20 protein-coding genes are annotated in these 20,523 nt (G+C 70.1%); 13 read left to right on the forward strand and 7 right to left on the reverse strand.

The features are described 5' to 3' along the window. Window positions 1-100 precede the first annotated feature (100 nt). Entirely contained in the window at window positions 101-1,099 is a 999-nt protein-coding gene (locus D3230_RS03910) for a CPBP family intramembrane glutamic endopeptidase (RefSeq protein WP_202343726.1), read from the reverse strand. 196 nt (window positions 1,100-1,295) lie between these two features. Continuing rightward, window positions 1,296-2,672: a glutamate decarboxylase gene (gene gad, locus D3230_RS03915; RefSeq protein WP_202343727.1), complete on the reverse strand. Its 1,377-nt coding sequence runs from the start codon at window positions 2,670-2,672 to the stop codon at window positions 1,296-1,298. 171 nt (window positions 2,673-2,843) lie between these two features. Between gad and D3230_RS03920 the strand changes: the two genes are divergently transcribed. The 3 genes from D3230_RS03920 to D3230_RS03930 are packed head-to-tail and all read left to right on the forward strand — an operon-like array spanning window position 2,844 to window position 4,839. Further along, a complete protein-coding gene (locus D3230_RS03920; RefSeq protein ID WP_202344062.1) occupies window positions 2,844-3,209 on the forward strand; it encodes a GntR family transcriptional regulator in 366 nt (121 codons plus the stop codon). Then, window positions 3,206-4,129, forward strand: a complete 924-nt coding sequence (locus D3230_RS03925) for an ABC transporter ATP-binding protein (RefSeq protein WP_202343728.1) — start codon at window positions 3,206-3,208, stop codon at window positions 4,127-4,129. Before D3230_RS03920 ends, D3230_RS03925 begins: the two co-directional genes overlap by 4 nt. Beyond that, a complete protein-coding gene (locus D3230_RS03930) occupies window positions 4,126-4,839 on the forward strand; it encodes a hypothetical protein (RefSeq protein WP_202343729.1) in 714 nt (237 codons plus the stop codon). The genes D3230_RS03925 and D3230_RS03930 overlap by 4 nt, the downstream gene beginning before the upstream one ends. Window positions 4,840-4,905: 66 nt before the next feature. On the opposite strand, the gene D3230_RS03935 is transcribed toward D3230_RS03930, so the two are convergent. Next, window positions 4,906-6,342, reverse strand: coding sequence for a dicarboxylate/amino acid:cation symporter (locus tag D3230_RS03935; RefSeq protein ID WP_202343730.1), 1,437 nt, complete (start codon window positions 6,340-6,342; stop codon window positions 4,906-4,908). Window positions 6,343-6,471: 129 nt separating this feature from the next. Between D3230_RS03935 and D3230_RS03940 the strand changes: the two genes are divergently transcribed. The 3 genes from D3230_RS03940 to D3230_RS03950 are packed head-to-tail and all read left to right on the forward strand — an operon-like array spanning window position 6,472 to window position 8,190. Next, window positions 6,472-6,960 carry a YajQ family cyclic di-GMP-binding protein gene (locus D3230_RS03940; protein ID WP_202343731.1) on the forward strand — a complete coding sequence of 163 codons (489 nt, stop codon included), beginning with the start codon at window positions 6,472-6,474 and terminating at the stop codon, window positions 6,958-6,960. 37 nt (window positions 6,961-6,997) lie between these two features. Then, window positions 6,998-7,738, forward strand: a complete 741-nt coding sequence (locus tag D3230_RS03945; protein WP_202343732.1) for a hypothetical protein — start codon at window positions 6,998-7,000, stop codon at window positions 7,736-7,738. Window positions 7,739-7,779: 41 nt separating this feature from the next. Then, complete coding sequence (locus tag D3230_RS03950; protein WP_202343733.1) at window positions 7,780-8,190, forward strand: DUF3151 domain-containing protein; 411 nt, start codon at window positions 7,780-7,782, stop codon at window positions 8,188-8,190. A gap of 118 nt (window positions 8,191-8,308) precedes the next feature. On the opposite strand, the gene D3230_RS03955 is transcribed toward D3230_RS03950, so the two are convergent. Further along, window positions 8,309-9,295 carry an epimerase gene (locus tag D3230_RS03955; protein ID WP_202343734.1) on the reverse strand — a complete coding sequence of 329 codons (987 nt, stop codon included), beginning with the start codon at window positions 9,293-9,295 and terminating at the stop codon, window positions 8,309-8,311. 157 nt (window positions 9,296-9,452) lie between these two features. Between D3230_RS03955 and D3230_RS03960 the strand changes: the two genes are divergently transcribed. Both D3230_RS03960 and D3230_RS03965 read left to right on the forward strand, forming a co-directional pair. Beyond that, entirely contained in the window at window positions 9,453-10,745 is a 1,293-nt protein-coding gene (locus D3230_RS03960; protein ID WP_202343735.1) for an adenylosuccinate synthase, read from the forward strand. 3 nt (window positions 10,746-10,748) lie between these two features. Further along, window positions 10,749-11,045, forward strand: a complete 297-nt coding sequence (locus D3230_RS03965) for a chorismate mutase (protein ID WP_202343736.1) — start codon at window positions 10,749-10,751, stop codon at window positions 11,043-11,045. Between the two features lie 56 nt (window positions 11,046-11,101). Here the strand turns inward: D3230_RS03965 and fdhA are convergent, their stop codons facing one another. Further along, window positions 11,102-12,313 carry a formaldehyde dehydrogenase, glutathione-independent gene (gene fdhA, locus D3230_RS03970; protein ID WP_202343737.1) on the reverse strand — a complete coding sequence of 404 codons (1,212 nt, stop codon included), beginning with the start codon at window positions 12,311-12,313 and terminating at the stop codon, window positions 11,102-11,104. Window positions 12,314-12,540: 227 nt separating this feature from the next. On the opposite strand from fdhA, the gene D3230_RS03975 reads away from it, so the two are divergent. Both D3230_RS03975 and D3230_RS03980 read left to right on the forward strand, forming a co-directional pair. Continuing rightward, complete coding sequence (locus D3230_RS03975; RefSeq protein ID WP_202343738.1) at window positions 12,541-13,494, forward strand: helix-turn-helix transcriptional regulator; 954 nt, start codon at window positions 12,541-12,543, stop codon at window positions 13,492-13,494. A gap of 134 nt (window positions 13,495-13,628) precedes the next feature. After that, the gene (locus D3230_RS03980) at window positions 13,629-15,530 is read left to right on the forward strand and encodes a heavy metal translocating P-type ATPase (protein WP_202343739.1); all 1,902 of its coding nucleotides are present in this window, start codon (window positions 13,629-13,631) and stop codon (window positions 15,528-15,530) included. A 22-nt stretch (window positions 15,531-15,552) separates the two neighbouring features. Here the strand turns inward: D3230_RS03980 and D3230_RS03985 are convergent, their stop codons facing one another. Both D3230_RS03985 and D3230_RS03990 read right to left on the reverse strand, forming a co-directional pair. Continuing rightward, a complete protein-coding gene (locus D3230_RS03985) occupies window positions 15,553-16,575 on the reverse strand; it encodes a 3-methyladenine DNA glycosylase (protein ID WP_337249077.1) in 1,023 nt (340 codons plus the stop codon). Beyond that, window positions 16,572-16,955 carry an RNA-binding S4 domain-containing protein gene (locus tag D3230_RS03990; protein ID WP_202343741.1) on the reverse strand — a complete coding sequence of 128 codons (384 nt, stop codon included), beginning with the start codon at window positions 16,953-16,955 and terminating at the stop codon, window positions 16,572-16,574. Before D3230_RS03990 ends, D3230_RS03985 begins: the two co-directional genes overlap by 4 nt. Before the next feature lie 73 nt (window positions 16,956-17,028). Here D3230_RS03990 and D3230_RS03995 point away from each other — a divergent pair, with 73 nt between their 5' ends. The 3 genes from D3230_RS03995 (at window position 17,029) to D3230_RS04005 (ending at window position 20,522) form a co-directional block, all read left to right on the forward strand. Next, entirely contained in the window at window positions 17,029-17,655 is a 627-nt protein-coding gene (locus D3230_RS03995) for a YigZ family protein (RefSeq protein WP_337249078.1), read from the forward strand. 102 nt (window positions 17,656-17,757) lie between these two features. Next, window positions 17,758-18,933 (forward strand): DNA polymerase III subunit delta', encoded by a 1,176-nt coding sequence (locus D3230_RS04000; protein ID WP_202343743.1) that lies wholly within the window; start codon window positions 17,758-17,760, stop codon window positions 18,931-18,933. Next, window positions 18,933-20,522, forward strand: a complete 1,590-nt coding sequence (locus D3230_RS04005; protein WP_202343744.1) for an alpha/beta hydrolase — start codon at window positions 18,933-18,935, stop codon at window positions 20,520-20,522. Before D3230_RS04000 ends, D3230_RS04005 begins: the two co-directional genes overlap by 1 nt. Window position 20,523 lies beyond the last annotated feature (1 nt).

Consider the following 20,523-nt stretch of genomic DNA (forward strand, 5'->3'; position numbering starts at 1 on the left):
TGATTCCATAATGCGGAAGAATGTTTCCACAAGACTACGGTAGCACCGGCGGCGGCGGAGGGGAACGGCGAATGTCCGTGGGGCGGGGCACCCGGAGGCGCTAGGGCGCGCCCGGCGCGGCGGGTGTCGGCGCGGCGTGCGTCGGCGCCGCGGGCGCGGCTGCGGCGCGGCGCCGCCGGAAGGTGCGCAGCGCCAGCGCAGTGGCGATCAGGTACACGGCGGTCGTCACCAGGCTCCCCTCGATGCCGAACGCGCCGCCGGTGAGCAGGGGGGTGGCGCCGGGGCCGGCCGTGTAGGTGAAGACGGAGTCGGCGGCGCTTTGCCCCGAGACAGCGACGCCGAACAGATTCCCCTGGGCCCAGTTCCAGATCCCGTGCATCGCGCAGATTCCCCAGAGGCTCCCGTCGGCGAGGGAATAGCAGCTCGCGAACACGGCGAAGAGCAGGAGGTTGATGATCGGCAAGGGCCCCATCCCCGGGTTCATGCCGTGCATCAGCATGAATACCGCGGCCTGCACGGCGATCGCGATGATGAGGCCGAACCTGCGCGCGACGGCCTGGGTGAGGAAGCCGCGCGTGAGGATCTCCTCGGTGCTGCCCTGGAGGAGAAACGCGAAGAACATGGCCCCGATGAATAGCAGCGCCCCCGCGTCGGGGGCGGCCCAGCTGAGGGTGGCCTGCCCGGTACCCAGGGGGACGGCCACGCACGCCGCCATCATGAGGAGCCCCACGCCGAGCCCGCGCAGGATCTGGACACCGGCCTCGGGGCGCCGCTCCAGGCCGAGCGTGGCAAACGGCCGGCGCTCTTTCGCGCGAACCCAGAGCCACAGGGTGGCGAGGCCGGCACCGAAGCCGAGGAGTGAGATGAGGAAGCCCGGGCGGGTGGCCATGAGTGCCAGGAAATCGCTCGTGCGCGGCCCGCCGGGAGGCGCCGAGATGAAGGACTGGGTCACGAGCGCGATCGCCGTGACGATGGACTGCGCCCCGAGCGCCAGGGCGATCACCACGAGGGCCATCACGACCCCCGTCGGGCGCTGGGCGCGGTGCATGCCGGCGGTGGGGGCGGGGAGGGTGTGGGCGGGGGCGATGCGGCCGGTCATAATTTTAGACTCCGTCTATAGATGCATGTGATCCTAATATAGGTCTCGCATCCCCCTGTGGGTAACTTTTTCTGCACTGCCGGGGCTTTTTCCTCGAGGTCGCGCCGTTGTCCACACCCTTCCCACACGTTCCCCACAGAGTTATCCACAGGCTGTGGATGAATTACGCGCCTGTAGTTCATCCGGGCGCGGCGGACTAGTGGCTGAAGGCTGGGTGCGCGGTGGGGTGGGGCAGCGGGCTGGTGAGCGCGTCGAGATAGGCGGTTTCCTCGCGGATCGCGTCAAGGAGCGAGTCGGCGAGCTCGATGGTGAGCCCGTTCCGCACCACTATGCGCTGCACGGTCAACTCGGCGAGATCGTCCGGCATGGGATAGGCCGGCACCAGCCACCCGCGCATGCGCAACCGGTCCGAGAGGTCGTATAGCGTCCAGTTCTTCGTGTGGCCGGGCCGCAGTCGCCACGCGAACACGGGGATCGTGCTGCCGTCGCTCACGAGCGCAAACGCGGGCATGTCGCCGATCGCGCTCGACAGGTGGAGTGCGACGCGCTGAGACTCGCCCTGCACCGCCGTGTACCCCTCCCGTCCCAGCCGGAGGAAGAGGAAGAACTGGAGCAGCACCTGCGCGCCGGGGCGGGAAAAGTTCAGCGCGAGCGTCGGGGTGTCCCCGCCGAGGTAGCTGACGCGGAAGACCATCGATTCCGGGAGCGCCGCGGCGTCGCGCCACACGACCCACCCGAGGCCGGGGTAGACGAGCCCGTACTTGTGGCCGGAAGTGTTGATCGAGGCGACGCGCGCGAGGCGGAAGTCCCACTCCAGTTCGGGCTGCAGGAAGGGGGCGATCATGCCGCCCGAGGCGGCGTCCACGTGGATCGGGATGTCGAGCCCGCGCTCCCGCTCGATCGCGTCGAGCGCCGCGGCGATCTCGGCGATGGGCTCGTAGGCCCCGGTGTAGGTGACGCCGAGGATGCCGACGACGCCGATCGTGTGCTCGTCGACCACGGCGTCGAGCGCGGATCCGTCAAGGACGGGGTGCTCCTCGCTCACCGGGACGAAGCGGGGCTCGACCTCGAAGTAATTGCAGAACTTCTCCCAGCAGACCTGCACCGCGCTGGACATCACGAGATTCGGGCGGGACGTGTCCTTGCCGGTGTCGGTGCGGCGCTGCTGCCAACGCCGTTTGAGGGCGATCCCCGCGAGCATGCACGCCTCGCTTGAGCCGACGGTCGACGTCGCCGGGGCCGTGTCGGGGTCCGGCGCGTGCCAGAGGTCGGCGATGATGTGCTGGCAGCGCTGTTCGATCGCCGCGGTTTGCGGATACTCGTCCTTGTCGATCATGTTCTTATCGAAGGCCTCTCGATACAGTTCGGAGGCCTCCTCTTCCATCCACGTCGTGACAAAGGTGGCGAGGTTCAGGCGTGCGTTCCCGTCGAGCATGGTCTCGTCGCGGACCGAGTGGAACGCGGTGAGTGGATCCATGCCCGCGTCGGGAAGTCGATGCCGGGCCGCGTACGTCGGATCGCCGGGGCGGTGGTGGAGTGGGTTGAGGCGAGATCCCTCGGTCGAAGTGGTCATGTCGGAGCTCCTTTGCGCCGCGGAGGTGCGGCCCCAGTGCCGCCGGTGTGCCCCACCCTAGCCCGGCGTGAGGCGATCTGGGGAGGGGAAGTCCTGATCGCGGGCTTGACACGCGGGTACACAACCTCCTAGGTTCATTAGTGAAGTAATGAACCAGTGAACGAGGTGATGATGTTCGACGATACCCGGCCGATCTTTCTGCAGCTCGCAGAGCGGATCGCCGACGAGGTGCTTCGGGGCATCTATGCGGAGGGCGAGCAAGTGCCCTCGACGAACGAACTCGCTCTGCACCTCCGCATCAACCCCGCGACGGCGGGGAAGGCGCTCGCGCTGCTCGTGGAGCAGGGCGTGCTCTTCAAGAAGCGCGGGATCGGCATGTTCGTCGCGCCCGGGGCGCGCGCGCAGATCGCGCTGGATCGGCAGCGCGTGTTCACCGAGCGGTTCGTCGAACCGCTGCTCGCCGAGGCCCGCAGCCTCGGGCTCACCACCGAAGAACTGATTGCACTGATCACCACACAGGGAGGGGCGGACGCATGACCTCGATCGCCATACAGACCCGCGGGCTCGGAAGGAGCTACCGCGGCACCACCGCACTGGACGGGGTAACGCTCGACATCCAGGCCGACGTCATTACCGGACTCCGCGGGCGCAACGGTGCGGGGAAGACGACGCTCATGTCGCTGCTCACCGCGCAGGATCGGCCGAGCTCGGGCAGCATCACCATCGACGGGCACGATCCGTTCGAGCGGGCGGAGACCATCGAGCGGATGTGCTTCGTGCGGGACAACCAGCGCTACCCGGATGACTACAAACTGAAGCACGCCATCCAAGCGGCCCGCATCTTCTACCCGAACTGGTCGCAGGAGCTCGCGGATCGCCTGATCGCGAAGTTCCGCATCCCCACGAAGCCGGTCGTGAAGAAGTTCTCCCGCGGACAGCTCTCGGCGCTCGGGATCGTGCTGGGTCTCGCCTCGCGCGCGCCGATCACCTTCTTCGATGAGCCGTACCTGGGCCTCGACGCCACCGCGCGGAGCATCTTTTACGACGAGCTGCTGCGCGACACCGTCGAACGCCCGCGCACGATCATCCTGTCGACGCACCTGATCGACGAGATGGACCGCCTGTTGGAACGCGTCATCGTGCTGGATCAGGGACGCGTGGTGCGGCACGCCGACGTCGAGGAGCTCCGCGGCGACGCCTACCAGGTCGCGGGAAAGGCGGCGGCACTCGCCGAGTTTCTCGCCGGACGCCCCGTGCTGTCGCGGCGGGGGATCGGCGGGCTCGCGTCCGCGGTCGTCTCCGAGCCGCCCACACCTGACGCCCGGGCGGCCGCGGCGGCTGCCGGGCTCGAGATTACCCCGGTCTCGCTCCAGGACCTCGTCGCCGCCTATGGGCTGGGGGACGACGGGCAGGCCGACGCGACCCACTCGTTCCACGCTGAAGGGATCAGCTCATGAACCGCATCCTGAAGATCACCCGGCTCCACCTGAACCGGCTGGCCAACTTCCTCGGCACCCCGGCGATCATTCTCGGCGTGGTGCTGCTCGTGTCGATCATCATCGCGCTCGCGATCCAGCGCGCCACCGGCCTGCCGAGTGACCACGCCGAGTACATCGACGGGGCCCGGATGAACATGGGCGTGGTCTGGTCGCTGCCCGGCTTCCTGATCTACTACGGCGTGCAGGCCGTGGCGACCACCTATCCGTTTGCGCTGGCGCTCGGCACCACGCGGCGCAACTTCATTCTCGGCACGATGCTCTCGAACGTCCTGCAGGCGGCCTACGTCGCCGTGATGCTGGTGATCCTGCTCGGCCTGGAGCTCGCCACGGGGCACTGGTTCTCCAACACCTACGTGCTCGATGTCTACGCCGTCGGCTCGGGCAACCCCTGGATTCTCGCGATCTCCGGGTTCCTCGGGGTGCTCTTCTGCCTCACGGTCGGTGGCCTGTTCGGCGCGATCTGGGTGCGCTTCGGGGCGAAGGGGCCAGCGGTACTCGGCCTGGGGCTCGGCCTCACGCTCGCCCTGGTGCTGCTCGTGCTCGCCCCGAACCTCGGCGACATCATCGCCGGGCTGACCCGCGGCGGGCTCGCGATCGGCGCGCTCTGCGCGATCCTCGTGAGTCTCGTGGGCACCTGGTTCGCAATGCGCCGGGCCTCGGTGCGCTGAGCGGCTCGCACACGACGAACTCCCCGGAGCAGCAAGCTCCGGGGAGTTCGTCGTGTGCGGGGTCGCCTAGCGTGCGGCGTCCGCGGAGACCGGCTCGGAACTGGAGGCCGGCTCCGCGCTCGGTGCCAGCTCCGCGTCCACGTCGTCGTTGTCGAAGGCCTGGCCGCGGCGCGGGGCGTCGTAGAGGCCCTGGTCGAGGATGCCCTCGCGCTTCGCCACGATCGTGGGGACAAGCGCCTGCCCCGCGACGTTGACCGCGGTGCGGCCCATGTCGATGATCGGGTCCACCGCGAGCAGCAGGCCGACACCCTCGAGCGGCAGGCCGAGCGTGGACAGGGTGAGCGTCAGCATCACGGTCGCGCCCGTGGTGCCGGCGGTCGCCGCCGAGCCGACCACCGAGACGAGCACGATCAACAGGTACTGCACGAGCGTGAGCTCGATCCCGAAGAACTGCGCGATGAAGATCGCGGCGACGGCCGGGTAGATCGCGGCGCAGCCGTCCATCTTGGTCGTGGCGCCGAGGGGTACCGCGAAGGACGCGTATCCGCGGGGCACGCCCAGGTTGCGCTCCGTGACGCGCTGGGTGAGCGGGAGCGTGCCGATCGAGGAGCGGCTGACGAAGCCGAGCTGCACCGCGGGCCACACGCCGGAGAAGTACTGCTTGACGGAGAGTCCGTGTGCACGGACGAGGATCGGGTAGACCACGAACAGGACGAGCGCGAGTCCGAGGTAGAGCACCGCGACGAACCAGGTGAGCGAGCCCATCTTGCTCCAGCCGTACTCGGCGACCGCGTTGCCGATGAGGCCGATCGTGCCGAGCGGGGCGATACGGATGATCCACCACAGCACCTTCTGGATGACCGCGAGGGCCGACTCGGTGAGCCGGATGAACGGCTCCGCCTTCTCGCCGATCTTCAGCGCGGCGATGCCCACGGCGGCCGAGATCACGATGACCTGGAGCACGTTGAAGCTCGGGCTCGCGCTCAGGGTGCCCGCCTCGACGTCGATCGAGCCGCCCACGGTGAGGCCGAGGAAGTTGTTCGGCACCAGCCCGGTGAGGAAGTTCCACCAGGTGCCCACGGTGTACGGGTCCCCGGTCGTGAGCTCGGTCTGCGAGGCGGAGGCTCCGGGCCGGAGCACGACGCCGAGCACGATGCCGATGGTCACGGCGATGAGCGCGGTGATCGCGAACCAGATGAGCGTCTGGCCGGCGAGGCGCGCGGCGTTCGTGACCTGGCGCAGGCCGACGATGCTCGACACGATCGCCGTGAAGATCAGGGGGACGACGGCCGCGCGGAGCAGCGAGACGTAGCTGCCGCCGATCGTGGCGAGTGTGGCGTGGAGGCCGTTCGGGTTGCCCTCGGCGTCGGCGCCGAGCGACATGGCGATGCCGCCGAGGATCAGGCCGAGCACCAGCGCGGCGAGGATCTGCCACCCGAATGAGGTGACCCAGCGGGGGAGGCGGCGCGTGGGCGTCGCGGGAGAAGCGGTGGAGGCGGTCATAGAGCGGGAGTCCTTTGCGGCTGGGGGTTGCGTCGGCGCGGGGGCCACGGAGAGTGTAGCAACATATTCGCTTTTGTTATTCCAGGTATTGCAAAACGTGTCATGGTGCGGTGTCGCTATGCTGAGTGCATGGCTGATTCTTCGTTTGACGTGGTGAGCAAGATCGACTCGATGGAGGTCGAGAACGCGGTGAACCAGGCCCGCAAGGAGGTCGAGCAGCGCTACGACTTCAAGGGCGTGGGCGCAGACGTCTCCCTGAGCGGTGAGACGATCCTCATTAAGGCGAACACCGAGGAGCGCGCGACCGCCGTCCTCGACGTGCTCCAGTCCAAGTTCATCAAGCGCTCCCTGTCCCTCAAGGCGCTCGAGACGGGCGAACCGTTCCCGAGCGGCAAGGAGTACCGGATCGAGTCGAAGCTCAAGGAGGGGATCGACCAGGCCACCGCGAAGAAGCTCAACAAGCTGATCCGCGACGAGGGCCCCAAGAGTGTGAAGTCGCAGATCCAGGGCGACGAGCTCCGTGTCTCCTCGAAGAGCCGCGATGACCTCCAGGCCACGATGGCGCTGCTCAAGGGGGCCGACGTCGACGTCGCGCTCCAGTTCGTCAACTTCCGCTAAGCGGCACCCCACCGCGGTGGGGTGGAACGGGGGAATCATGCAGCAGCGCCGGATCGCCACGGGACTCGCGGCACTCCTCCTCGCGGCCGGGCTCAGCGCGTGCGCGCCGGAGCCGGTGACGCCCCCGAAACCCACCACCTCGGCTCCGCCGACGACCGCGAGCCCGAGCCCCACGGAGACCCCCGCGCCCACGACGGCACCCCCGACCACGCCGCCGCCCGCGCCGTGGGAGCGATTCACGGACCCCCGGATCACGCACTCCTTCGAGATCCCACCCGGATGGACGGTGCAGGATCTGGGCTCCGCGAACGACATGGGGATCGTACAGCTCGGCGTGTTCGATCCGGCCGGCACCCAGCGCCTGATCTTCATGAACCGCGTGCAGGGGCTCGGTGGCGCCTGCGGCGCGCTCCCCGTGATGACGGTGGAGGAGCTCGCGGCGCAACCCGTCGAGATCCCGGGCTACACCCCGGCTGCGGAGCCTCCCGGGCTGCAGCTAGTCGGCCCGAAGGTCGTGTTCCGGGCCGCGCCGGTCGCGGAGGGCGTGCTCGCGAGCCTCGCGCTCGCCGACGACGTGGTGCCCGACTCCTGCATGTACGTCAACCTGCTCCACACCGACGCGGGCCCGACCCTGTTTGGCACGAGCCTGCAGGTCGACACCTACGACCCGAGCTCCCAGTGGCTGTTCGGTTCGATGGACGAGGCCCGCGCCTACCAGCAGAGCGAGGACTACGCGCAGCTCGTGCGGATCCTGGGCTCGCTCCGCATCGCCGGCTAACGGCCCCGCCCGCTCAGAGCCCGAATCGATACACTGGCGCCATGATCGGTGAGAACCTCCTCGGCCCTGAACCCACCCTCCTCGCCCCCGAGCCGGAGGTGTCCGCTGCGCTCGCCGCAGGGACCGACCCGGAGACGGTGGTGCGCGAGTTCCCCGAATCGCCGCTGGCATGGGTGGAACTCGCGGATGCCGCGGCCGCCGAGGGGCGCGAGATCGAGGCCTACGCCTTTGCGCGCGTCGGCTACCACCGCGGGCTCGATCGCCTGCGGAAGTCGGGCTGGCGCGGCGCCGGGCCGGTTCCCTGGTCCCACGAGCCGAACCGCGGGGTCTTGCGGGCACTCTACGCGCTGCGGCGCGGCGCGATCGCGATCGGCGAGACGGGCGAGGTCGAGCGCCTCACCGACTTCCTGGTGGGCGCAGACCCCGAGGCGATCGCCGCCATCGAGGCGTAGCGGGCTCAGGCCCGTAGCGGGGCGCGGACGCACCGGCGCTCATCGATGGGTGAGTTTCCGGGGCTTCCGACCGTGCTGAAGGCCCGGAAACTCACCCATGGGTGGGCGTGAGTGAGAATTACGCCCGCCGGATCCGTGCGTCGACGTCGCGCACCGCGGGTTCGAGCTCGGGCCACGCGAACGTGTAGCCGGCTTCGGCGAGCACCGCGGAGGGGGCCCACCGGCTCTTGAGAACCATCTCGGACTCGGTGCGGAGCGCCCACGTGGCGGGCTCGAGCATCCACCGGAACGCGGGCAGCCCGACCCACGCGCCCACCGTGCGGCGCAGGATCCGCATCAGGGTGCGGTTGTCGCTCACGCCGGGGGCGGCGACGTTGACCGGGCCGACAAGCGCATCGGAGTCCAGCGCGAAGCGCACGATCCCGACGAAGTCGTCAATGTGGACCCAGGTGAAGCGCTGGCGGCCGGCGGTGCGGCGTCGCTCGGGGGCCGCCGGGGCCGACGCCTCGGGGCCGATACCGCGGTACCGCGCGTGCGGAAACCAGGCACCGTCGAGCTGCGGCCCGCCCACGCCGAGGCGCGCGAGCCGCAGCAGCGTGCGGAACGCGGGCCCGTCGCCGAGCACCACGGACGTGCGGAGCGCCACCCGCCGTGTTCCGGGCAGATCAGCCGCCATAAACTCGCGCTCCCACGCTTTCGCGACATCGACCGAGAAACCGCTCCCGATCTCGCCGTCATGCTCGGTCTGCGGCCGATCCGTTGCGTGCCGGTAGATCGTGGTGGTGCTGGCGTTCAGCCACACTCGCGGCGGTCGCGCGCTCGCGGCGATCGCGTCCGAGAGTGCGCGGGTCGTATCCACGCGTGAGCGCAGGATCTCGTCGCGGTTTCCGTCGGTGTACCGGCAGTCGACGCTCTTGCCGGCGAGACCGATGACGGCGTCCGCGCCGTCCACGAGTCGCAGAATCGCTGCCGGATCGTCCCAGCCGGCGTCCGCGCCGACCCGCCCGATCGTGGCAGTCTCCCAGCCGTCGGCGGCGAGGTCGGCGATCAGCCGGGCCCCGAGAAAGCCGGACGCTCCTCCGATCACGATACGGCGCGGTGTCATAGCTCTCCCTGCAGCAGATCGCGAACGGTGGCGTCTCCAGCCTATGTGGTTCGCGTGTTGGGGGTGCGTGCCAGCCGCGAATCTCCGCCCGGAGCGGTGTCCGAGGGGACCGGGTAGACTGGCTCGGTATTTGCCTAGTGCTCAGAAAGGGGCTGAAATGCCCGCAGTACTCATCACCGGTGCCCAGTGGGGCGATGAAGGAAAGGGACGCGCGACCGACCTCCTCGGAAGCCGCGTCGACTACGTCGTCAAGTTCAACGGTGGCAACAACGCCGGTCACACTGTCGTGATCGGGGACCAGAAGTACGCGCTCCACCTGCTGCCGTCGGGCATCTTGACCCCCGGCGTCGTGCCGGTCATCGCGAACGGCGTGGTCGTTGACCTCGCCGTGCTGAAGCTCGAGCTCGACGCGCTGAAGGAGCGCGGCGTTGACGTCTCGCGACTCAAGGTGAGCGCCAACGCGCACGTCATCACCGAGTACCACCGCACCCTGGACAAGGTCACGGAACGCTTCCTCGGCAAGCGCCAGATCGGCACGACCGGCCGCGGTATCGGCCCGGCATACGCCGACAAGATCAACCGCGTGGGGATCCGGATCCAGGACATCTTCGACGAGGGGATCCTGCGCCAGAAGGTCGAAGCGGCGCTCGAGTTCAAGAACCAGGTGCTCGTCAAGATCTACAACCGTCGCGCGATCTCCGCCGATGACGTCGTGGCGGACCTGCTGAGCTACCGCGAACTGCTTGAGCCGATGGTGTGCGACACCGGGCTGCTGCTGCACAACGCCCTCGCCGAGGACAAGACGGTGCTCTACGAGGCAGGCCAGGCCACGATGCTCGACATCGACCACGGCACGTACCCGTTCGTGACGAGCTCCAACGCGACCTCCGGCGGGGCCGCGACGGGTTCGGGCGTGCCGCCGCATGCGATCCAGCGCATCATCACGGTGATCAAGGCCTACACGACCCGGGTCGGCTCGGGCCCCTTCCCGACCGAGCTGTTCGACGAGATGGGCGAGTTCCTGCAGACCAAGGGCGGTGAGTTCGGCGTCACCACCGGACGCGCTCGGCGCTGCGGCTGGTACGACGCCCCGATGGCGCGCTACGCCGCGCGCATCAACGGGGTCACCGACTTCGTGCTCACGAAGCTCGACGTGCTCTCCGGCCTCGAGACGATCCCGGTCTGCGTGGCCTACGACGTGAACGGCGTGCGCCACGACGAGATGCCGGTGAACCAGTCCGACTTCCACCACGCGAAGCCGATCTACCAGGAGTTCCCCGGCTGGAGCGAGGACATCACCGGCTGCCGCACCTTCGCGGAGCTGCCGAAGAACGCGCAGGACTACATCACCGCGCTCGAGGCGATGAGCGGCGCGCGATTCTCCGCCGTTGGCGTGGGCCCGGAGCGCGAACAGGTGGTCGAGCTCCACGATCTGCTGAGCGAGGTCTAGCTCGTGAGCGCCCTGACCCCGGAGCAGCGCCTCGACCGGCTGCGCTCCAGCATCGACAACATCGACGCCGCCCTCGTGCATATGCTCGCTGAACGGTTCCGGTGCACGCAGGAGGTCGGGGTCCTGAAGGCGGAAAACGAGATGCCCGCGTCGGATCCGTCGCGGGAGGCGCGACAGATCGACCGGCTGCGCAATCTCGCGGAGGACGCGCACCTCGACCCGGAGTTCGCCGAGAAGTGGTTCAACTTCGTGGTGGCCGAGGTGATTCAGCACCACACGCAGATCGCCAACGAACGGTAACCGCACGCGCCGAGGGGCGGGTGGGCAGCTGCCCACCCGCCCCTCGGGCGTCTCCGCTACGAGACCATGCCGTGCGGGTCGATCACGAACTTCTGCGCGGCGCCCGCGTCGAACTCCGCGTAGCCGCGAGGCGCGTCGTCGAGCCCGATCGTCGTGGCACCCACGGCCTTGGCGATGTGCGCCCGATCCGCCAGGATCAGGTTCATCAGCTTCCGGTTGTACTGCTTCACCGGGCACTGCCCGGTGACGAAGCGGTGCGATTTTGCCCAGCCGAGCCCGAGGCGCACGCCGATCTGGCCGTGTTTCGCGGCCTCATCGACGGCCCCCGGATCGCCGGTGACGTAGAGCCCCGGAATACCGAGCGATGCCCCGGCACGCGAAATGCTCATCACATCGTTGAGCACGGTTGCGGGCGCCTCGCCGGCTCCCTCGCCGTGGCCACGCGCTTCGAACCCCACCGCGTCGACGGCGGCATCGACCTCCGGCTCACCGACCGCGTCGGCGATCATGTCGGCGAGGCTGTTGCCGCTCGAGAGGTCCACGGTCGCGCAGCCGAAGCTGCGCGCCTGCGCCAGTCGCTCAGCGTTCATATCGCCCACGATCACGGTGGCCGCGCCGAGGATCTGCGCCGAGTACGCCGCGGCCAGGCCCACGGGGCCCGCGCCAGCCACGTACACCGTCGAGCCGGTCGTGACGCCCGCGGATACCGCGCCGTGATAGCCCGTCGGGAAGATGTCCGAGAGCATCGTGAGATCGAGAATCTTCTCGAGTGCCTCGTCGCGATCCGGGAACTTCAACAGGTTGAAGTCCGCGTAGGGAATCATGACGTACTCGGCCTGGCCGCCGAGCCAGCCGCCCATGTCCACGTACCCGTAGGCGGCTCCCGCGCGTGCGGGGTTCACGTTCAGACAGATCCCGGTCTTGCCCTCGTCGCACATGCGGCAGCGGCCGCAGGCGATGTTGAACGGGACCGAGCAGATGTCTCCGACCTTGTGGAAGAGCACATCGGCGCCGACCTCGATGACCTCGCCGGTGATCTCGTGTCCGAGGGTCTGGCCGATCGGCGCGGTGGTGCGACCGCGCACCATGTGCTGATCGCTGCCGCAAATGTTTGTCGTGACGAGTTTCAGGATCACCGCGTGCGGGGCGGCGCGCGAGATCCCGAGCCACTCGGCCACTTCGGCGGGAATCTCGAGGGTCGGGTACTCAAGCGACTCCACCGCGACGCTTCCGGGACCCGTGTAAACCACTGTCTTGTTGCCAGCCATGCCCATCTCCGATCACTCAGGGACGCCCCATCGCGTCCGATGTTCACCGTGTACACTCACCGGTACCCTCACGGTAGTTCGGGTCGAGCACCTCGGCGTGTGCCGGGTCTGCTCGGGTGGTGACACGGTCTGCACGGGCCTCCGGGCTCGGACCGGGGATTCCGCCGCACTCGCAGGTCGTGAGCTGACGCGAGGACGCGGCCCGGGCCGTGGGAGGGGCGGGTGGCATGTCGACGGTGGACACGGTGAGCGTGACGGATGTGTCGGAGTGGCAGCGGGCGGCGAGCCGCCTCCTCTTCCCCCTGCGGTGCCGGGCTCGGGGGAGTGAGTTCTCCGGGCGGATCGCGCAACGGGAGATCACCCCGGGGTTGCGGGTGAGCCGGATCGAGACCGGACCGTTCGCCGCCGAACGCCCCGCCTCGCTTATTGCCGAGGATGCCGAGGACGGGGTGCTGGTGGCGCTGCAGCTCCGCGGGCAGTCGACGCTGCGGCAGCGCGGGCGGGTGGCGACCGCGCGCGCCGGCACCGTGACCATCTGCGAGGTTGGCGTACCGTCGCGTTACGAGGTCAGCGAGCCGGGGCAGACCATCATCGCGCTGCACCTGGCCCCCGCGCTCGCGGGACTCTCCGGGCGTTTGACCGCGCGGGTCAGCGCAGTCCCCATCGACATGGCGGTGCCGGGGCAGGCCGCGCTGCAGGGGCTCATCGAGGGCGTCGAGTCGCCGGAGCTGACGCTCGGGCCGGACACCGGAGAGAGCCTGGCGCGGGCGATCGGGGATCTGCTCGCGCTCGTGGTGCGGGCGATCCTTGCGCCGCACGATCAGGTGCGGCAGCGGCGGTTCACGCAGCTGGCCGAGCTGCGGCTCTCGCTCCGGGAACAGCTGAGTGATCCGGAGTTGACCGTGGACCAGCTGGCCGCCCAACACTACCTGTCGGTGCGCCAGGTGCACACGCTGTTCGCCGAGGACTCGGACACCCCGGCGGCCTATCTGCGGCGCACCCGCCTTGCCCATGCCGAGCGGTTGCTGCTCCTGCGTGAGCACAGCGGCATGACGGTGAATGCGATCTCGCAGGCCAGCGGCTACTCCGACTCCGCCGCGTTCATCCGCGCGTTCACGCGGGAGCGCGGCACCTCGCCGGCGCGGTGGGCGGAGCTGCGGCGGGAGCCGATCCGGCCGTAGCGGGCGGCCCCTCAGCTGGGGTGCCTTGCCGGGCCTCGCCGTGCCCGACCCTGCGTCCGCCGCGCCGCGCCGTCCAGTGCCTTCCCGATGCCTCAACTGTGGTCCTGGCCGGGGTTTTTCGAGAGAATGCAGCTATGAACTGGATTCGCCGGGCACTCCGCGCCTACCCCGCAGTCGCGACGACGCTGGCGGTGGGGGCCATCGGGCTCCTCATGCTGCTCACCCCATTCCGGGATGCCGCGCCGTGGCTGGTCGGGGGATACTCCCTGCTCGTCGCCGCCTGGGAGGCCGTCGGCATGGTGCGGCAGCTCCTGCGCGGGCACGCCGGGCTGGACATCCTCGCGGTGATCGCGATCACCGCGGCCGTCCTGGTCGGCGAGCCCTGGGCCGCGCTCGTCGTCGTGCTCATGGTGACGGGCGGGCAGGCGCTCGAAGACTACGCCGAGAACCGCTCCAAGCGGGAACTCACCGCCCTGCTCGAACGCGCCCCGAGCCGGGCCACCCGGCTCGTGCTCGGCGAGCTCGACGAGGACGGGGTGCAGCTCACCGAGACCGTGGACGTCGGCGAGATCGAGGTCGGAGACACGCTGCTCGTGCGGCCGGGCACGCTCGTGCCGGTGGACGCGATCCTGCTCGACGATGCGGCCTCGTTCGACGAGTCCTCCCTCACCGGCGAGAGCCTCCCCGTCGACCGCACCGCGGGGGAGAAGGTCGCCAGCGGCGTGATCAACGGGAGTTTCGCGGTCCGCATGCAGGCCACCGCGCTCGCGGCGGATAGCCAGTACCAGCAGATTGTGCGGCTCGTGGAAGAGGCCCAGGGCAGCAAAGCGAAGACCGTGCGGCTCGCGGACCGCTACGCGCTCCCCTTCACCGTGCTCGCCCTCGCGATCGCCGGGATTGCCTGGGCCGTCAGCGGCGATCCGGTGCGCTTTGCCGAGGTGCTCGTGGTGGCCACACCCTGCCCGCTGCTGATCGCGGCACCGGTCGCGTTCCTGGGCGGCATGAGCCGCGCCGCGAAGGCGGGCCTGATCGTGAAGGGCGGGAGCACCCTCGAACAGCTCGCGAAGGTGCGCTCGGCGGCGTTCGATAAGACCGGGACGCTCACCACGGGCAAGCCAGAGCCGCGCCGGATCGTCGCCCAGCCCGGCTTTGCCGAGGAGGACGTCCTGCAGCTCGCCGCCTCAGCGGAGGTGTACTCCTCACACGTGCTGGCGAGCGCCGTGGTGCGGGCGGCGAAGGAGCAGCGCCTCGGGCTGCTCCCCGTTGCCGCGGCGGAGGAGTTCGCAACGAACGGGGTGTCCGCCCGGCTTGCCGGCGGCACGGTACGGGTGGGCAAACCGTCCTGGGTGCGCGAGGCCGCGCCCGATCTGGTGCACGCGGAACTGGAACCGGGCGAGCTCGCCATCTATGTGTCGCGCAACGACCGCTTCGCCGGCACGATCGTGATGCGGGATCGGCTGCGCGACGACGCGATCGACACGGTCGCCGAGCTGCGCCGCAGCGGGATCGAACGCGTCCTCATGGTCACCGGCGATGTCGCGGCGACCGCGAACCCGCTCGCCGCGAGGCTCCGGATCTCGGAGGTGCACGCGGAGTGCACGCCCGAGGACAAGGTGCGGATTGTCGCCGACGTTCAGCCGCGGCCGCTGCTCATGACGGGGGACGGCCTGAACGACGCCCCGGTGCTCGCCGCCGCCGACGTCGGCTTCGCCATGGGGGCCCGCGGCTCCACCGCGGCGAGCCAGTCCGCCGACGTGGTCAACCGCTTCGATCGCATCGCCGGGGTCGCCGACGCGATGCGGATCGGCCGCGATACCGTGCGCATCGCGGTGCAGAGCATCTGGCTGGGGATCGGCTTCAGCGTCGTCCTGATGCTGATCGCCGCGTTCGGCTTCCTCCCCGCGATCGTGGGGGCGTGGATGCAGGAACTCGTGGATCTCGTCGCGATCCTCGGCGCGCTCCGCGCGATCCGCGGGCGGAAGGAGTCGGCACCGGCGGGGGCCGTGCCGGATCGTGCGCAGGAGCCGGTGCGCTGAGGCGAGCCGGGGTGCCGCTGCGTTATGCGGCCTGCGCGTCCGCCGGATCCTGCAGCGGCACCCCGGCGACCTCGCGCGCGTGGGCGATCGCGGCGAGCACCCGCGTTCGGATCGCGTTGCCGCGCGCAGCGAAGCCCCGCTGCAGTCGCGCGTACTCGCGCTTGCCGTCGGCGGTCTCGATCATGATGGGCGTCAGCGGGGTGCCGGCTGCGCCGGTGTAGCCCGCGACGTCGTAGGGGGAGGCGCGCATGTCGACCTCGCGGATATCGCGGGCCAGGACGAACGCGTCGAGCAGTACCGCGCCCGGCACGATCGGGCTGAGCTTCGCGGTCCACTTGTACACGTCCATGCCGGCGTGGAGGCACCCCGCCTGCTCCAGCTCGAGTTGATTCTCCCGGGTCGGCTGCACCGTGTTCAAGGGCACCGCGTCGGGGGTGAAGAAGCGGAACGCGTCGAAGTGGCTGCAGCCGATACTGTGCGATTCGACGACCCGATCCGTCGCCGCGTGCCCGATGCGCAGCGGCAGGCGGGTGTGGCGCAGCTGTTCCGGGGTGAGCCGGTACACCATCGCCCACTCGTGCAGGCCGAAGCAGCCAAAGCGCGGGGTGCGGTCAAGCGTGGCTGACAGGAGTCGTTCGATGTAATCGACGGTGCGGCCGCGGCGCGCGAAAAATTCCGTCAGGTCGACCGTCGCGTCCGCGAGATCCGGCCCGGCGGCGCGGTAGTGCCGCCAGGCTCCCCGCTCGGCCGCGGCCCCGGCGAGGACCACGCCGGCCCCCGGGTGCCAGCGGGCAAGCTCGCCCGGGCTGACCGAATAGTAGGTCCAGAGGAAATCCTCGATCGGGTGCGACTCCCGGCGGATCGTGCGCGCGCGATGCCCCGCGCTGAGCGCCTCCGCGCGCTCCCGATGCGCGTTCGCCTGTGCGGTCCACTCGGCCGGATCCAGCGTGCAGGGTGCATCCGGCCGCGCTGCCAGAGGCGCATCCGGTCGCGGTACCAGAGGTGCATCCGGCCGGTCGTCCGGTCGCGCCGTCGCCGCGCTCACGCCGGATCCGAGGACCGGCCGCGCAGCCGGTCGATCTCGCGGCGGTCGCGTTTCGTGGGGCGCCCGGCCCCGGGATCCCGCACCACCGTTGCCGGCCGTTCCACCCGCGGCGGCGGGGGCGGCGTCAGATCCTCGAAGTGCTTCGCGGCCTCGACGGCGCTGCCCCGACGCACGGGGAGTCCGGTCACGCGGTAGATTCGCTCGGTGTTGTGGAGCCGGACGCGGACCTCGTCGCCGAGCCGCACCGCCTGCGCCGCCTTCGCCGAGGCCCCGTTCACGCGAACGTGACCAGCCCGGCACGCGGCGGTCGCCTGGCTGCGGGTCTTCGCCAAACGAACACCCCACACCCAGGTGTCTACCCGTACGCTCTCGCCAGCCATAGACTCGATGGTAGCGAGTCCCGGTGGGAACCCACCCGGGCCGAGGCCAGGACGTAGGAGCGGGGAGGACGCGGTGTACGAGACCATCCGGTCGAGCGTCGACGCGGAGATCGAGATTTCCCGGTCACGATTTCTCACGCGGCTCGAGCGCGTAACCACCGAAGAGGACGCCCGCGCCGTCATCGCCCGAGTGCGGGCCGAACACCCGCGCGCACGCCACCACTGCTCGGCGTTCGTGCTCGGCCCCGAGGGGCGGATCCAGCGCTCCAACGACGACGGCGAACCGAGCGGCACCGCCGGGGCACCGATGCTCGACGCGCTGACCTCGGCCGGGCTGCACGACGTCGTCGCGGTGGTGACCCGCTATTTCGGTGGCGTGCTTCTGGGGGCGGGCGGACTCACCCGGGCCTACCGCAGCTCGGTCGCGGATGCCGTGCACCGTGCGCAGCGGGTGCAGCGCGCGATGCGGCACGATGTCACCGTGCACTGCAGCTACGACGTGGCCGCGCAGATCGAGGCCGAGGCGCGACGTCGCGGCTACGGCATCGGCGCGGCGGACTACACCGACCGCGTGGCGCAACACTTGAGCGTGGCCGAGTCGGAACTCGTGCCACTCGCCGGCCTCGTCGCGGAGCTCAGCGCGGGCGCCGCCGAGTTCGAGCGTGGGCCCGCCGGGTACGTCGACCTACCGGGGGCGTAGCCGAGGCGCGCTCTCCGAGGGGCTGCCGATGGAGCTGTCCGAGGAGGCTGTCCGAGTGGGCTGTCGAGGGACGCTGTCAGGGGCTCACGATACGCTTCTCGGGTGGAATACTGGGCAGAAATCGTCGGGCAGGCCGAGGCCGTGGACACCCTGCACCGGGCCGCCGAGCCCGGCGCGGTCGCCGCGCACGCGTGGCTGATCACCGGCCCGCCCGGTTCCGGGCGTTCCAACCTCGCGTTCCGTTTTGCCGCCGCACTCATCGCCCGCACCGTCGAGGCGCGCGCCGGGGTCTTTGAACAGGTGCGCGCCCGCACGCACCCCGATCTCGGTGTCCTCACGACGCAGAAGCTCCTGATCGACATCCAGTCGGCGCGCGAGATCGTCACGACCGCGCACTACGCCCCCGCGGAAGGGCGCTACCGGGTGATCGTGATCGAGGACGCCGACCGGATGCCGGAGCGCACCTCCAACGTGCTCCTGAAAGCGCTCGAAGAGCCGCCGGAGCGCACCATCTGGATCCTCTGCGCCCCGAGCGAGGCCGACCTGCTCCCCACGATCCGCTCGCGTGCGCGATCGCTGCGCCTTGTCACCCCGAATGCACAGGACATCGCCCGCCTGCTCCACGAGCGCGACGGGATCGACGCCGCTGCCGCGGAGCGCGCCGCGCGCCTGGCGCAAAGCCACATCGGCATGGCGCGCCGCCTCGCGAGCGACGCCGACGCACTCGCCCGCCGAGACCGCAGCATCCAGCTCGCGCTCGGCATCGCCACGCTCGGGGACGCCATGCGCGCCGCCGCGGCCCTCGTCAAGGTCGCCGAAGCCGACGCCGCGGCCCTCACCGAGGAACGCGACGCGCGCGAGCGAGAAGACGCGATGCGGAGCCTCGGGCTCGCCCCGGGGGCCGCGATCCCGCCGCAGATGCGCGCCCAGATGCGCGCACTCGAAGAGGACCAGAAGCGCCGCGCCACCCGCAGCCTCCGCGACGGAATCGACCGGATCCTCACCGATCTGCTCTCCGTGTTCCGCGACATCCTGCTGCAGGCCCTGATCCTGGAGCACGCCGAGGCCTCGGGGCAGGAGCCGACCGAGGCGATCGAGCTCATCAACCGCGAAGAGGCCGCGCAGATCGCCGAGCGCGCCGAACGCTGGGGCGCAGCGCGGGCGCTGGCCGTGGTGTCCGCGGTGGAGACCGCGCGTGAGCGGCTCGGGCGCGGGATCACGCCAGGCCTGGTGCTCGAAGCCCTGTTCGCCGCAATCATCGCCGAAACGGAGGCCTAATGGCCCGCCTCGCAACCGTGCGTCGCTCACGTCGCCGGGGCCGCGTCCCCGCTGCCGTCGCGGCCGGCTTCGCCGCGCTGATCGCGCTCACCAGCTGCGCGCTGATCCCGGGACTCCCGTCTGGCGATGGCGGATCCGGCGCGCCCGTCCCGGTGCTTCCCGACGAACCCGCGGGCACCGTCGAGGGGTTCGGGGAGCAGCAACCGGTCTGGCAGGACTGCGGCGACGGCATGCAGTGTGCGACCGTGTTCGCGCCGCTGAACTGGGACGAGCCCGAGGGCGAGACCATCACGCTCAGCATGGTGAAGCACCCGGCCACGGGCGCGAAGAAGCTCGGCACCCTGCTCGTGAACCCGGGCGGCCCCGGCGCGTCGGGGGTCGAGTACATCCTGAATAGCGTCGACCACGCCGTGCAGCCCGCACTGCAGGAATCGTTCGACGTGATCGGGTGGGATCCGCGGGGCGTGGGGGAGTCCACCCCGGTCGGCTGCTACGACGCGGCGGGCATGGACGAGTACCTGTTCGGGGCAGACCCTGCCACCGCGGACCTCGAGCCCGGCAGTGACGCCTGGATTGAGGCGGCCCTCGCCTCCGAGGCCGAGTTTGGGGCGGCCTGCGTGGCGAGTACGGGCGAGCTGATCGGCCACGTCGGCACGGACTCGACGGTGCGGGACCTCGACATGCTCCGCGCCATCGCGGGCGACGCACAGCTGAATTATCTCGGCTTCTCCTACGGCACGTACATCGGTGCGCGGTACGCCGACGCCTACCCGGACCGGGTCGGCCGCCTCGTGCTCGACGGTGCGATGGATCCCGCGGCGAGCATGGGCGATGTGGTGCGCGAGCAGACCCTCGGGTTCGAGCAGGCGCTGCGTGCCTACGTGACCGATTGCCTGCAGCGGCGATCCTGCCCGCTCACCGGCAGCGTCGACACCGCAATGGGCCAGATCGGGTCGCTGCTGGACCGGATCGCAGACACCCCGCTGACCGGGGCGGACGGGCGCACGCTCGACTCCGGGGTCGCGCTCACCGCGATCATCACCCCGCTCTACTCGCAAGACATGTGGGGCTACCTCGACGACCTGTTCAGCTCGCTCGCGGTGGATGATCCCGAGCTGGCGCTGAGCCTCGCCGACTTCTACTACGACCGCCAGGACGGGAAGTACCTCAGCAACTCGACCGAGGCGTTCTCCGCGATCAACTGCCTCGACTACCCGAGCGGGGAGCTCGACCGCGAGCAGATGCGGGCGGACGCGGCTGAGCTTGCGAAGCTCGCCCCCACGATTGGGCGATTCCAGGGGTACGGGGACATCGGGTGCGCGGCCTGGCCGGTTGCGGGCCCGAGCGAGCGCGGCCCCGTCGCGGCTGCCGGGGCGGCCCCGATCCTGGTGGTCGGTACCACCGGCGATCCCGCAACCCCGTACCGCTGGGCAGAGTCGCTGGCCACCCAGCTCGAGAGCGGCGTGCTCGTCACCTACGAGGGGGAAGGTCACACCGCCTCCACCACGAGTTCGTGTGTGGCCGACGTGATCGGCGAGTACTTCCTCACGGGCGCGGTGCCCGCGAGCGACCCGCGCTGCACGGTGTAGC

Origin of the sequence: Leucobacter chromiireducens subsp. solipictus (assembly GCF_016758195.1) — a bacterium.
GTDB classification, from domain to species: domain Bacteria; phylum Actinomycetota; class Actinomycetes; order Actinomycetales; family Microbacteriaceae; genus Leucobacter; species Leucobacter solipictus.